We start from the raw sequence: 13,491 nt of genomic DNA on the forward strand, positions 1-13,491 counted from the left end.
CCTGCCCGGGCCGCTTCGATCGCCGCGTTCAGCGCGAGCAGGTTCGTTTGGGAAGCTACCCCGGAAATTAGCGTAGCGATCTCTCCGATTTCGACGGACTGCTTCTCCAGACGCTGTAAAGCCGCAGACACTTCCGTCGAGGAGCTTTTCAAAGCGCCGAGCTGCGATACCGCGTGGCCGATCGTATCGTTGCCTTTCTCCGCTTCCTCCACCATGCCCATCGACGCCTCCGAGACGGTCGCCGACGACTCGGCCACGCGCTGTATGCCGATCGACATCTCTTCCATCGCACGCGCGCTGTCTTTGCTGGTCTGCGCCTGCTCTTCCGTTCCCGACGCCATGTTTTCCATGGAGGTCATGATCCGGCGGTTCGCCAGCAGCGTCTGCTCCGTGTTCTCATTGAGCCGTCCCACATAATCGACGAGCTGCTCCGAGCTGTCCGTCAGTTTGTTTAGAATGTTGCCGAGCAACTTCTGCTTCTCATGCTTGTCCGCTTCGAGCATCGCCACGGTTTCCTTTTTCTTCGTGATTTGCCATACGGTTGTTCCTGCTGTCAGGAGAAGGAACACGGCATGAATCGCCAGCATTTCGAATCCGTACCCGTCCTTGCCGAACACAAGCTCCGAATACAGCCAATAGGCGGCGATGTACTGCAGGGCGAACAAAGCCGTCATAAGCCAAATCAGCTTCGTATCTTCATAGAAGGCCATCAAGGCGATAACCATGAAGATCGAGAAATAAAATTCCACCATCCCGCCCGATCCGACGATCATCGCCATACTCGTGAATGTCATGGACAGCGCATTGAACAGCGGAACGTAACGATGATGCCCCTTCCAAAATAACAGCGCAGCGACGACTAACAGAATCAGCGGAGCCCCCAAAAACAGATTAAGCAGCACCTCGTAAGCCAGCAGATCGTGCTCCGATTTAAAGACATCCACCCATCGAAATAAAGCGCATGCAAACACGGCCAACAAGTACGTTCCGAACGTCACCGGCAAGGTCATCCGGTTTTTAATCGCCAACACATCGGGCTTCGTGGATAACAAAAAGCTCACATCCTATTCACTAAGGTCGAAGCTATACTCTTTATCACATATTATATCGGTCGGAAGTCCTATTTTTTATAGGTAAAAATGAAAAAACCGTGACAAGTCGTCGTCACGGCCTCAGCTTAAATCCAGCAGTTCCTTCACCTTGAGCTCCAGCTCAACCATGGAAAACGGTTTATGCATATAAGCGTTCGCTCCAAGCTGCATCCCCCGGCTCGTATCCTCCTCCCGGCTGCGCCCCGAAAGAACGAGCATTTTCGTATGGGTCGGCCGCGTGCCGCGGTCCCTCATCCGTTCGAGCATGCCGTACCCATCGAGACGCGGCATCACGCCGTCGAGAATACACAGATCGACCGGGCTGGCGAGCAGCTCCAAATAAGCCTCTTCCCCATCGGCCGCCTCCTTGAAATCGATCGGCAGATGCTTGAGCTTTGCCATCAGAATCGAGCGCAAAATATTGTCGTCGTCGGCAATCAGCACCGTCTTGCGCGCTGCTGCGTCCGTCTCCGTACCGGCGACATCGCCGGTATACAGCATCACCCGGTTGCGGCCGCTTTGCTTGGCCTCGTACATCGCATCGTCCGCCCGTCGGATCCACTCGCTCAGCGTAAGGTCGGGCTGCCACTCCGACACGCCGGCCGAGAACGTAATGTGAAACGACTGGCCCTCGTTTTGCGCCACGGGTCCTTGATGTGTCAGCCTCAGGATGCCTTCGATCGTCTTTTTGGCGTCGGCGGCGGACGTACCGGGCAGCACCACCACGAATTCCTCGCCCCCGAAGCGGGCGACCAGATCCGTAGCGCGCAGATTCGTCTGCAGCAGATAGGCGAGGCCTTGCAGCACCAAATCCCCGACCGGATGACCGTACGTATCGTTGATCGATTTGAACCGGTCGATATCGATGAATACCATCGAGATCGTTCCGGGATACCGTGCAACGCGCTGCAGCTCCACCTGAATTTGATGGTCAAAATACCGCCGGTTGTACACCCCCGTCAACGGGTCGCGGAATGCCATTTGCTCGAACGTTTTGGTCCGCTTGAGCAGGCTGTAGATGCGGGCGGCCAGCTCTTCGTATTGAAACGGCTTGACCACATAGTCATCCGCGCCCAAGTAGAAGCAGCGAACCTTGTCGTACACGTCGCTGCGCCCGGACAGCACGATCAGGGGCACAAGCTTCAAATTCGGGTCTTCTTTCAAAAATTCGAACAGCTCGTAGCCGCTGTCCGGATGCATCATGAGATCGAGCGAAATCAAGTCGTACGAACGCTCCCGGATCAGCCGCTGCGCCGATTTGACGTCCGCAGCCTCATCCACCTCGTAGCCGTCCAGCTTCAGACGCCGGACCAGATAAGCCCGCAGCACTTCGTCATCGTCGATCACAAGCAGCCGTTCGCCCTGCGGAGGCGTGAAGGTGAGCTGCAGCTGCTCCTGCTGCTCATCCAGCTCCAGCTCTCGTGCAGTTGTATCGATCTCCAATTCCAATTCAAGAACCAGCGCAAGGGAAACCTGCGAACACCGCCGAAACCTCGCCCGAACCGACGGTTCCGTCACAGCTTCCTCGTTCTGCGACCATTCCCAGTGTTCGACCAATTTCTCGGCGAGCGCCCCGATGCGCATAAAACCGAACATCGGCGCGCTGCCTTTCAGCGTATGTACGATACGGTAAAACCTGAGGGCCGTCTCGGACGCATCCTCCGGTTCCGCATCCCCGGTCCAATGCCGCAACTGCTGAAGCTGCTTGTTCAGCTCGCGAATATATTTTTTCCGGCCTTCCTTCAGCAGCCGGGCCTCTCGTTTCATCCGGTCGTCAGAGGGTGTTTGATGCAAAGCCTTCACTTCCCGTCTCCGGTATAAATTAACGCGCATCCCGCCGGATCAGTTCTTCCACAGTGTCCAGCAGCTGCAGCGGACTGAACGGTTTCACGATATATTGCGTAACGCCCGCCGCCTTGGCTCGTTCCCTGTCTTTGTCCAGCGCTTTGGCCGTCAAAAGAATGACCGGCGTGTCCGCATTCGGATTCGCATGGCCGCGCAGCCATTCGCAAACTTCCACTCCGGTGCGTTCGGGCATCATATAGTCCAGAATAATTAAGTCGAACGGCTGCTCCTGCAAATAGGCGAGCGCCTGTGCTCCATCCTCCGCTTCGGTAAGCTCGTATCCTTCCTCGGCCAACGTTTCCGTTAACAAAAACCGCAAGGCCGCTTCGTCATCGGCCAATAAAATTTTATAAGGTGCCATAAGCCGTCGAACGCTCCTTCATGGTGCATGCTCTATGGAATCATTATAGCACGGATGATTGTCGTAGGGTTACAGGGAACTTTTCAATCATATATAGTACCAAAGAACCATTTATGAACCAAAAGGACTATGATACGATAAACACACTGCAAAATTTTGATGAAAACTTTACTTTTCCCGAGCACTTTTTCCTAGCTGAAAGGAAGGACAACATGAATCCCGTGGACCATCTGATCAAAAAAGTATCCAAGTACGTCTCGTTCGGCCAGCCCGTTTCGTCCGGGTCCTTGGTAAGTCAGCGCTTGTCTGACCCGCGCATGCCGATGCAAGCGTTTTATTTGACACTCCAGCCCAAAAGCGAACAAGAGCATTACTATCATGAGGTTTGGCTGAAAAAAGAAGGCTCGTTTGCCATCACCGAGGCGTGGTACAAAGACAGCTCGGTCACCCGAAGCTTGGTTCAGGACAATATCTCTTATGAGCAGTTGATCAATGCAATCGGCGAGGAACAGTCGCATCATGTCGTTCTGCGAATGACGGAAATCGTCAAGAAGTCGGAACGGGAGGATTGGAGACCGTACGCCAGACGTGCCTGATTGAGGCAGGCTTCAAAGCATGCTGCCAAGCTCTTGCTTCCTGCGGGCATATTCGCGCCAGGATCCGCCGGCAATGCGCGGATATCCCCGCGGCTCATTCCACACGTAGATCCATCCCTCGCACTCTTCCCGCCGGCTGTCGCGCACCCAGACGCGTTCATAATCGTTCCGCGCTCCGGGCCCGTAATACTCCTCCAATTCGTCCATTCGATTCAGACCTACCTGCGTCACGACCAGCCATTCGCCTTCGATATCCGTCTCGCCACCGCAGCCGGACAATACGAGACCGGGATAAGCTCCCGCATCGAATAATGCGCCGCGCACCCGTCCGGGGCGGACCGAGAGCACATAAGGCGCGACCACGTGATGGTTCGATTCGCCGACCAACAGCGTTCCATAGACGAAAACCCGGATCAGATCGGTTCCCTCCTTCAAGCCAACCGGCGACTTGCTTCCCTCGTGACGGTTGCCGGCTGGTGGAAATTCCATTTTCTTCTATCATACCATAAGCCAAGCTTTGGGAATCGGGTGATTTGCCCTATCTTTGACCGCGTGCCCTGTCCGAAAAAGGTAGACTGGCATAAATTGTCCATAAGACAAAGTCTGCGGGGGGAAGGGGGGAATGCGCCATGCTTAGTCCCGAAGATGCGAACAAGATCATCCGCTTTTTGTCGGCGGCTTATTTTTGCACCGACTCGGACCAGGCGCGTAAAGAGTTTAACCGGTTGGCCAACGAACTGCGCAAAGCTTCCGGGCAGCCGGAACAATAAGGGACTGAAGACAAGCACGCCGCTGCAAGAAGCGGCGTTTTTTTTCGCTGCAATAGAAAAAAGCCAAAAGCGTCCACTTCTGGCTTGTTCCGTTTGCGATTATTTTCGCTATCCTTCCGGCCTAGTGCCTGGTGGACGCCGTTTCCTGCTGCCGCGAATTCAGTCCGCGGGTTTTCACGATGATTTTCCGAATGCTGTCCTCCGACAGATGAAACTGACGGATCAGATCGGTAACTGTATGTCCGTTCTCATACAGCCTGAAAATTTCGAAATTCCGACGCATAATCGACTGCCGGGTGCCGTTGTTCTCACCCCAGCCTGCGCGGGTCTGTTCTTTTTTCGGTATATAAATGATTTCGCCCTGAATATAGTCCTGCAGCTGCTTGAGCAGGCTAGGCGGCAAAATATCCTTCCCATTCTTGTACCCCACCGATGAAAGCCTCCTTTCGCGCCATGTTGGCCAAAGCCTCGAAAGTTATAAGCATTTTCATCTTTACACCTCCTCTGAGTTTTGCCGAAGCAAAACTGACGTCGCAAGCATTAGGGGCATGAAATTCAGGATAAACGTCTACGCCGTCCTTGTCATCATTAAGGATAAGCGCGTTTATCAAGGTTGATGCGAAGCTATAAGTTGCATTAACTTATAAGTTCTTATCAACAAAAAAACACGATCGCCATATCGTGCCTGAATGCCTCTATATGTCATGTATCATTCAATGACGGTTCAGGTGACGGTGAAGGAGAAAAATGCTTATTCACTTGTTAGCAAACCCTTTTCCTTTTTTCATTGTGTCCAGTACTACTACCATTGCACGACACTCCTTTCACCTGAATTTTTTTGAAGACACAGAATTTCTCTTACATTATAACCCATCGATTCTTGTATTGTCCATCCGCGAATATATAAGGGGCCCGAAGGCCCCCCTTGACTGGCGTCTCCGCTTACGCGAAGACCACCTCGGATACCGTAATCATTGTTTCTGATCACTCCTTTCCTTAAGCGTCAGCCGGCCGGCTACATCTCCTATTAACTCATAATCGGCTGCGCTGCCGCAAGGTGGAAAACTTTTATAACGATTTTATCCTTTTCCTGTCCGCTGCTGCGGCTCACGGAAGCTTATGCCTGGAAAACGCCGTTTCCCGTATTTTGAACTGGCGCAAACCGCCCGCATCGTATATAATGGCATACAGTAAAGCACCGGAAACGAATATAAAAAGCTCGTATAATTGCAGGATGAATCGGCCTGCGAGTCTCTACCCTGCCTCCGCAACGGCAGGACTACGGGCGGTACACATACGGACGCAGAAAGGAAGACCGCCGCTGCTTGCAGCCCGGCCGACCGTTTTGCGCCTTTTCTTGCTTTTGCGTATCGCTCGATTGCCCGTTTCTTATGTAGAAACGGACGAATCGGGCTTTTTGTGTTTATCGGGCTTAGGATCTTGTTAACGTTCGGGAGGAAAAAGTAATGGAACTGCTTAAAAACAAAGTGCTGCAGGAAGGAATCGTGCTCGGAGAACAGGTGCTTAAGGTCGACTCGTTTCTGAACCATCAGGTCGATCCTGTCCTCATGATGGAGATCGGTAAAGAATTTGCCGCCCGTTTCGCCGGCGAACGCATTACAAAGGTGCTGACCATCGAATCGTCCGGGATCGCTCCCGCCGTCATGACGGCGCTGCAGCTCGGCGTGCCGCTCATTTTCGCGCGCAAGCGCAAGTCGCTGACGCTTCGGGACGATCTGCTTACGGAGAAGGTGTACTCCTTCACCAAGCAGGAAGAAAGCGAAGTATCCGTCTCCAAAAAGTTTTTGTCGCCCGGCGACCGGGTGCTGCTGATCGACGATTTCCTCGCCAACGGCGAAGCGGCGTTCGGGTTGGCCCGGATTGCCGAGAAAGCGGGCGCTACGGTTGCCGGTATCGGCATCGTGATCGAGAAGGCGTTTCAGCCCGGGGGCCGCAAGCTTCTGGACGCAGGCTATCGTGTAGAGTCGCTCGCACCCGTCGCTTCGTTGGCGGACGGACGAGTTACGTTTGCGGACAAGCCTGAGCCGCAGACGAACCCGGTATAAATCCTTGCCTAATAATCCATTCCCGGAGGGATCCTTCCTGTGTCTATGAATGCAAAATCAACCAGCCAGCCGCCGATGCGGCGGTTTTCGCTCGGCCTGCAGCACGTGCTCGCCATGTACGCCGGCGCCGTCATCGTGCCGCTGATTGTCGGCAGCGCGCTGAAGCTATCGCCGGAGCAGCTCGCCTACCTGGTCTCGATCGACCTGTTAACCTGCGGTATCGCGACCCTGCTTCAGGTTTGGAGCAACCGGTTCTTCGGCATCGGTCTGCCGGTTGTGCTCGGCTGTACATTCACGGCCGTTGGCCCGATGATCGCCATCGGCAGCCAGCACGGCATCTCGACCGTCTACGGCGCCATCTTGGCCGCGGGCTTGTTCGTCGTCATCTTCGCCGGGCTGTTCGGCAAGCTGATCCGTTTCTTCCCTCCGGTCGTGACCGGTTCGGTCGTCACGATCATCGGGCTCACGCTCATTCCCGTAGCGCTGAACGATATGGGCGGCGGGGTTGGCAACCCGAATTTCGGCGCGCCGGTCAACCTGCTGCTTTCCTTCGGGGTGCTCGCGCTTATTATCGCCATGAACCGCTTTTTCACCGGCTTTTGGCGGGCGATCTCGATTCTGCTCGGGTTGATTGTCGGGACGCTTGTCGCGGCGCTGCTCGGCAAAGTCAGCTTCGCTCCGTTCCATGAAGCTTCCTGGTTTCATATGGTGCACCCGCTCTACTTCGGCATGCCGACGTTTGAAATCACCTCCGTGCTGACGATGATTCTCGTCGCTGCGGTCAGCTTGGTGGAGTCGACCGGCGTCTTTCTGGCTCTTGGCAAAATATGCGACCGCGACATCCGCTCGGAGGATTTGACCCGCGGCTATCGCGCGGAAGGTCTCGCGATCATCCTCGGCGGCTTGTTCAACGCCTTCCCGTATACGACCTACTCGCAGAACGTCGGGCTTATCCAAATGAGCGGCGTTCGGACGCGCGACGTGATCATGACCGCAGGCGGCATCTTGATCGTCCTTGGACTGATCCCGAAAGTCGCGGCGCTGACGACGCTGATCCCGACCCCCGTGCTCGGCGGCGCAACCGTAGCCATGTTCGGCATGGTCGTCTCTTCCGGAATCCGCATGCTCGGCTCGCAGGTCGATCTGAACAACCATGAGAACCTGCTGATCATCGCCTGCTCCGTCGGCATGGGCCTCGGCGTGACGGTCGTCCCGACGCTGTTCAACCAACTGCCGCAAGCCGTGCAAATTTTGACCGGCAACGGCATTGTCGCAGGCAGCTTCACCGCGATCGTGCTGAATCTGGTGTTCAACCTCCGGCGGAAACGGTCGGTTGCCGATACTTCGCAGCCGCAAGGCGCCCCGAACTGATTGAAGAAATGGCCTGACTTTATATAAGAAGACTGCGGCCTGTGAACGCATAGTTCACAGAACCGCAGTCTTCTTTTTATCCATAGATCTAATGGTTTAATCCCAAACGACTTCCCAATTCCGGTTCAGCGACGCTTCAATCGTTCCCCGCTCCATAATATAGCCGGCCAGCAGCTCCGCCATATCGGTCGGAATGTCCTTCACGACCGGCTTCCCTTGGAACATCAGGTAATTTCCGCCGCCCGCCGCCCGGTAATTGTTCATGACGACGTCGTATTCCGCCTCCGGGTCGATCGGGTTGCCGTTATACCGCAGGTCGACGATCCGCTGTCCAACCGGACGCGAAATGTTAATGCGGTATTCGATGCCCTCCCACATGTCGTAATTGTAATGCTGCGGCTTCGGATCGCTGAATTCCGCACTCACTTGCACCGGACCGTTTCCGTCGTAATGGGCAAAATACGAGGCCGAACGCTCCAGAGCGGCTCGGATATCCTGCCCCGACACCCGGATGACCTGCAGCGTGTTCGGATAAATATAATTGGAGACAATGTCACGCATCGTAATATGCTCGGGAAATCCCGGCGAGATGTTGTCGAACAGCGCGGTGTTCGAGATCGGGGCCCCCGACAGCTCCATCTGCACCCGGTTGATAAACTCGATGAGCGGATGCTCCTTCAGCCGGACCTGCATCGGGTCGGTGACGCGCATGTCGCCAAGCAGACGCCCGATCGGCTGATCGAGCCATACCTGCGCAAGGCGTTCATGCGGCTCCACGATCCCCAGCACTGCAGAATCGGGCGTTTCGCCCTGCGGGGACACCAGCTCGGACGCGGCTTCCAGAACGCGCCAGCTTCCCGCTTCCAAGCCCAGCGTCAGCGTGACTTTGCCGAGCCAAGCGCCTGCGCTGCCGGGCTGCACGACCGTCACCCCGTTGATGCTCGTTCCACTAATCGAACGATGCTGGTGACCCGTGAGCAGCACGTCGATGCCTTCTACCTCGCGGCAGAGCGCATAGCCTTGATTTTCCCCCGTCAACGGCTCCGTTGGCTCGCCGGATTCCATGTGCCGTTCGAACCCTCCGTGATAGGAGACGATCACGACGTCCGCTCCCTCGCACTCGCGCAGATGCTTCACCCACCGCTTGGCCGTCTCTACGGCATCCTCAAAACGCAGGCCCGCGATATGCTCGGGCTTCTCCCAATGCGGAATGTAAGGCGTCGTCAGCCCCAGCACACCGATTTTGAGCCCCTGCTCGAGCGTCTTCACCAGATAGGGCTTGCCGAAGACCGGTTCGCCGGTCGCCGCATCGACGATATTGGCGCTTAGCCAAGGGAAATTCGATTCCCCGACCGCTTTGCGCAGCAGCTCCATCCCATAGTTGAATTCGTGATTCCCGATGACGGCCGCGTCATACCCGAGCTCATTCAAGCACTGAATCATCGGATTCGGCTCCCCGACGTTCAGCTTGGCGTGATGATACGCCAGCGGCGTCCCTTGAATCAAATCCCCGTTATCGATAAGCAGCAACGGCCCGCCCTTTTGACGTTCCTTACGAATGATCGATGCGATTTTGGCCAGCCCCGTTTCCGTCGAGCTGTTGTTGGCATACTGAATCGGAAGCAGCGCCCCGTGAAGGTCGCTTGTTTCCAGGATCGTGACTGTCAGCTTTTGAACCACCTTGCATTCAACTCCGTTTTTCCATGAATTGAATTCACTATATCAAATTTAGCGCCGGAGAACCATCCATCATGATTCAAAAATAATTTTCGACATTTTTAGGGCTCTTTCACAAAAAATTTACTATGGGTCGTACTGTTCTGTGGTATAGTAATAAATGGATTTTGATCTAACAAGTTAACAGGAGGTCAATTCAATGTTTAAAAAGTTTGCAGCAGTCAGTCTGTCCCTGGTGCTTTCCGCCGGGATTGCAGCAGGTTGCGGTACGAAAACAGAGAACAACTCGGCAGCCCCTGCTCCTTCCGACAAAAAGCAAGAAGCGCCTGCGGCGAAAGGCTATCAGCCTAAAGAATTGAAAGTGCAATTCGTTCCTTCCCAAAACGCAGAGACGCTGGAAGCAAAGGCGAAGCCGCTGGAAAAGCTGCTTAGCGACAAGCTCAGCATTCCGGTCAAAGTATCCGTCTCGACCAACTACAACACCGTTATCGAAGCGATGGCTTCCAAGCAAGTCGATATCGGCTTCCTGCCTCCGAACGCTTACGTACTGGCGCATGACGAGAAGAAAGCCGCAGACCTGCTGTTGCAAGCTCAACGTTACGGCGTAGACGACAAAACGGGCGCCGATACGAAAGATCTGGTCGACTTCTACAAAGCTATGATCATCGTTAAAGCGGATTCCCCGATCAAAGAATTGAAAGATCTGAAAGGCAAAAAAGTCGCTTGGCAGGGCGTAACGTCCTCCGCAGGCTTCGTATGGCCGGCCAACGAAATGAAAAAAGCCGGCGTCGATCCGGAGAAAGACGTAACGGGCATCGAAGTAAAAGGACACGACAAAGGCGTTATCGCCGTGCTGAACGGACAAGTTGACGCCGCGGCGATCTTCCAAGACGCTCGCTACAAAATGAAAACCGATTACCCTGACATCTATGAAAAAACGCGCGTGCTGGCCTTCACTTCTCCGATTCCGAACGACACGATCGCCGTTCGTAAAGATATGGATCAAGAATGGAGAGACAAAATCGCTCAAGCGTTCATCGATATCGGCAAAGATCCGGAAGGCGGAAAAATCATTTTCGACGTATACTCCCACCGCGGCTACGTGAAATCCGACGACAAGAAATTCGACGTCGTTCGCGAATACTCCAAAAGCATCGGTCAGAAGTAATCTAAGCTTTTAACAAAAGGAGCCCCCTGCATTTCCGCAGCGGCGCTCCTTTTTGCTTTACAGACGCTCCTTGAGTTGTTCCAGCTCCAACACCGAAAATACGGGGATTCCTTCGTCGGGAGCATCCCTCGTCACATACCGCTGCAAGGCGTCGGCGTCCTTTAACAAATGTCCGGTCAAAAGGCACACCGCCGTCTCGTCCTTATCCACGATGCCCTGCGCGACCAGCTTACGAAGCCCTGCCGCCGACGCCGCAGAGGCCGGTTCGCAGCCGATGCCCGCCCGGTCGATCACCACTTTCGCCTCCATGATCTCCTCATCCGTTACGGAAACCGTTACGCCGCGGGTCGCTTGCAGCACGGCGGCAGCTTTTTTCCAGCTTGGCGGGTTGCCGATATTCAGCGCGCTGGCCAGCGTATGCGGCCGGGACTCCGGCACCAGCTCTTTCAGACCGTGCTCAATCATCCGGTGGAACGGACTCGCCCCTTCCGCCTGCACGACCGCCACCCGAGGCATACACGAAATGAGTCCTGTTGCCAGCATGTCCTGCAGCCCTTTGCCTAGCGCAGACACATTGCTCAGCGCCCCGCCGGGCAGCACGATCCAATCCGGCAGCATCCAGTTTAGCGCTTGCGCGATTTCATAGACAATGCTTTTTTGCCCTTCGATCCGAAACGGATTTATCGAATTGCATACGTACAGCTTTAGCTCGGCCGCGTGCCGTTCCAAGAATCGTATCCCGTCGTCATAGGTGCCTTGGAACCGGATCATCCGCGCTCCATAAGCCGCCGTTTGCAGCACTTTCCCGTCTGCGACGCCTTCCTCCGGGACAAAGACGTACGAGGCTTTGCCGGACAGCGCCGTATACATCGCAAGCGACGAAGACGTGTTTCCCGTCGACGAGCAGGCAAACCGCTCATACCCGAGCCAAGAGCCCTGCGACACGGCGACCGTCATCCCGTTATCCTTGAAGGAGCCGCTCGGATTCTCGCTCTGCGCCTTGAGCCGCAAATCCCGGACTCCGGTAAACCGGCGGACCGGTTCGGAGCCGTACAGCCCCGTGTTGCCCTCGTACTTGGTTACGATCCACTCCACCGGAAGCTCGGGATGAATCAGCTCCTTATAGCGCCACACCCCGCTCGCATAAGGCGTATTGCGCTGCGCCAGACGCTCGTCGAAGACGCGCCGCAGCTTCTCGCCGTCCAGCTCCCCAAGGGGCTGTTCGACCTGAAGCAGCCCGCCGCATTCGCAGCGCCATACCGGATCGGTGACGCTCCGTCCTTGCCCGCACTCCGTACAGCTCAATTTCATTCCGCTCGCTCCTTTATGCTATTGCCATTTGCTTCGTTCGACTTTAGAATAAAACGAAAAAACATATAAGTATAATATATTTATTTCAAGTAAACATAAATTAATTTTATGAATGGAGCGAATCCCATGAACCTCCATGCGTTAAAAATATTTCATGTCGTTGCGCAGAGCCGAAGCGTCACTCGAGCCTCCGAGACGCTGCGCATCAGCCAGCCCGCGGTCACGATGCAGATCCGCAACTTGGAGAAGGAGCTCGGCCTCGTCTTGCTGGCTCCGAAAGGAAGGGGCATTTGGCTGACGGAAGCGGGTACATTCCTCGCCGCCCATGCCGAGCGGTTATTCGCTCTGGAGCAAGAGCTTGAAACGCTCGTCGACGATTACCGTGCAGGACGGTCCGGCACGCTGCGGATCGCCGCGACATACCTTCCGGCCAACTTTTTGCTGCCCGGCTGGATCGCCGCCTACAAGCGGAGTTTTGCCGGGGTGCGGCTGACTCAATATACCGGGAACGCCCAGCAGTCGCTTGAGCGGCTGGAACGGTACGAAGCCGATATCGCGGTCATCGGCGGCGGCGCCGCTGCGCCCTCCCGGCTGAAGCGCACCGTGCTGTTCGAGGACCCGATGTGGTTCGTCGTTCCTCCGGATCATCCGTGTGCAGGCAAGGAAATCGGCCTCGTCGATCTATTGAAAGAAACGTTCATCATGCGGGAGGAAGGCAGCTCGACTCGCGAAATGCTGCTTGCGCTATGCCGGATGTCAAGCCTCGCCCCGCCCGATATCGGCGTCGAGCTGGGCGGGATGAACGAAGCCGTGCGGGCAGTCGCTGCGGGCTACGGCGTGCTCTTCGCTTCGGCGGCCGAAGTGCGGGAGTTCGTCGAGCGACGCGAGGTCACACGGGTGCAGGTGAAGTATCCTGAGGTGAAAAACCCGATTGCCGTCTATTGGCGCGAGGGCGAGCCGCTATCCGGGCAAGCCGCGGCGTTTGTCGAGCTGATATCCGGATTTAAGCACGAATAAGAAGAAGCGAGGGGCCTGCCCCGCACAAAAAAGCCCGTTTTCGGAACAATGAACCGAAAAGCGGGCTTTGTGGGCTACACCTACACCAAACGTTTGCGAATGGCGGAAGAAATAATATCGATAATGGTAACCATGACGATGATCCCGAGTAAAATAACGCCGACCCGGTTCCACGCACGGGCTTCCAGCGCCAAAATGAGCGGCGCCCCGATCCCTCC

General features: G+C 55.5%; 13 protein-coding genes, 1 pseudogene and 1 riboswitch. Of the genes and pseudogenes, 6 read left to right on the forward strand and 8 right to left on the reverse strand.

All coding sequences use genetic code 11. The features are described 5' to 3' along the window. The 3 genes from QJ48_RS29650 to QJ48_RS29660 all read right to left on the reverse strand — a co-directional run. The coding region (locus QJ48_RS29650; RefSeq protein ID WP_054976971.1) for a methyl-accepting chemotaxis protein at positions 1 to 1,052 on the reverse strand (1,052 nt) is incomplete at its 3' end. Between the two features lie 120 nt (positions 1,053 to 1,172). Then, positions 1,173 to 2,894, reverse strand: a complete 1,722-nt coding sequence (locus tag QJ48_RS29655; protein ID WP_237763112.1) for a diguanylate cyclase — start codon at positions 2,892 to 2,894, stop codon at positions 1,173 to 1,175. 19 nt (positions 2,895 to 2,913) lie between these two features. Then, positions 2,914 to 3,297, reverse strand: coding sequence for a response regulator (locus QJ48_RS29660; RefSeq protein ID WP_054976972.1), 384 nt, complete (start codon positions 3,295 to 3,297; stop codon positions 2,914 to 2,916). 212 nt (positions 3,298 to 3,509) lie between these two features. Between QJ48_RS29660 and QJ48_RS29665 the strand changes: the two genes are divergently transcribed. Next, the gene (locus QJ48_RS29665; protein ID WP_054976973.1) at positions 3,510 to 3,893 is read left to right on the forward strand and encodes a hypothetical protein; all 384 of its coding nucleotides are present in this window, start codon (positions 3,510 to 3,512) and stop codon (positions 3,891 to 3,893) included. Positions 3,894 to 3,905: 12 nt separating this feature from the next. Here QJ48_RS29665 and QJ48_RS29670 read toward each other — a convergent pair whose 3' ends face one another. Continuing rightward, positions 3,906 to 4,310, reverse strand: coding sequence for a gamma-glutamylcyclotransferase (locus QJ48_RS29670; RefSeq protein ID WP_054976980.1), 405 nt, complete (start codon positions 4,308 to 4,310; stop codon positions 3,906 to 3,908). Positions 4,311 to 4,522: 212 nt separating this feature from the next. Between QJ48_RS29670 and QJ48_RS29675 the strand changes: the two genes are divergently transcribed. Beyond that, entirely contained in the window at positions 4,523 to 4,663 is a 141-nt protein-coding gene (locus QJ48_RS29675) for a hypothetical protein (protein ID WP_036687748.1), read from the forward strand. Between the two features lie 121 nt (positions 4,664 to 4,784). On the opposite strand, the gene QJ48_RS29680 is transcribed toward QJ48_RS29675, so the two are convergent. Continuing rightward, positions 4,785 to 5,093, reverse strand: a complete 309-nt coding sequence (locus QJ48_RS29680; RefSeq protein ID WP_010499607.1) for a CD3324 family protein — start codon at positions 5,091 to 5,093, stop codon at positions 4,785 to 4,787. A 769-nt stretch (positions 5,094 to 5,862) separates the two neighbouring features. Further along, a riboswitch (purine riboswitch) is annotated at positions 5,863 to 5,965 on the forward strand. Between the two features lie 164 nt (positions 5,966 to 6,129). Between QJ48_RS29680 and QJ48_RS29685 the strand changes: the two genes are divergently transcribed. Together QJ48_RS29685 and QJ48_RS29690 are read left to right on the forward strand one after the other, a co-directional pair. Beyond that, entirely contained in the window at positions 6,130 to 6,729 is a 600-nt protein-coding gene (locus tag QJ48_RS29685) for a xanthine phosphoribosyltransferase (protein ID WP_054976974.1), read from the forward strand. Between the two features lie 45 nt (positions 6,730 to 6,774). Beyond that, positions 6,775 to 8,100 carry a nucleobase:cation symporter-2 family protein gene (locus tag QJ48_RS29690; protein ID WP_157261800.1) on the forward strand — a complete coding sequence of 442 codons (1,326 nt, stop codon included), beginning with the start codon at positions 6,775 to 6,777 and terminating at the stop codon, positions 8,098 to 8,100. Positions 8,101 to 8,196: 96 nt separating this feature from the next. Here QJ48_RS29690 and QJ48_RS29695 read toward each other — a convergent pair whose 3' ends face one another. Beyond that, positions 8,197 to 9,780, reverse strand: coding sequence for a bifunctional UDP-sugar hydrolase/5'-nucleotidase (locus QJ48_RS29695; protein ID WP_054976975.1), 1,584 nt, complete (start codon positions 9,778 to 9,780; stop codon positions 8,197 to 8,199). A 196-nt stretch (positions 9,781 to 9,976) separates the two neighbouring features. Here QJ48_RS29695 and QJ48_RS29700 point away from each other — a divergent pair, with 196 nt between their 5' ends. After that, the gene (locus QJ48_RS29700; protein WP_054976976.1) at positions 9,977 to 10,945 is read left to right on the forward strand and encodes a phosphate/phosphite/phosphonate ABC transporter substrate-binding protein; all 969 of its coding nucleotides are present in this window, start codon (positions 9,977 to 9,979) and stop codon (positions 10,943 to 10,945) included. A 57-nt stretch (positions 10,946 to 11,002) separates the two neighbouring features. Here the strand turns inward: QJ48_RS29700 and thrC are convergent, their stop codons facing one another. Beyond that, positions 11,003 to 12,256: a threonine synthase gene (thrC, locus tag QJ48_RS29705; protein ID WP_054976977.1), complete on the reverse strand. Its 1,254-nt coding sequence runs from the start codon at positions 12,254 to 12,256 to the stop codon at positions 11,003 to 11,005. Positions 12,257 to 12,382: 126 nt separating this feature from the next. On the opposite strand from thrC, the gene QJ48_RS29710 reads away from it, so the two are divergent. After that, on the forward strand, positions 12,383 to 13,273 hold the full coding sequence (locus QJ48_RS29710) for a LysR family transcriptional regulator (protein ID WP_054976978.1): 891 nt from the start codon (positions 12,383 to 12,385) through the stop codon (positions 13,271 to 13,273). Positions 13,274 to 13,353: 80 nt separating this feature from the next. Here QJ48_RS29710 and QJ48_RS29715 read toward each other — a convergent pair. Beyond that, positions 13,354 to 13,491: pseudogene (locus tag QJ48_RS29715) on the reverse strand (phosphonate ABC transporter, permease protein PhnE); the annotation flags it as partial.

The organism is Paenibacillus sp. A3, assembly GCF_001399685.1.
Lineage (GTDB): Bacteria > Bacillota > Bacilli > Paenibacillales > NBRC-103111 > Paenibacillus_G.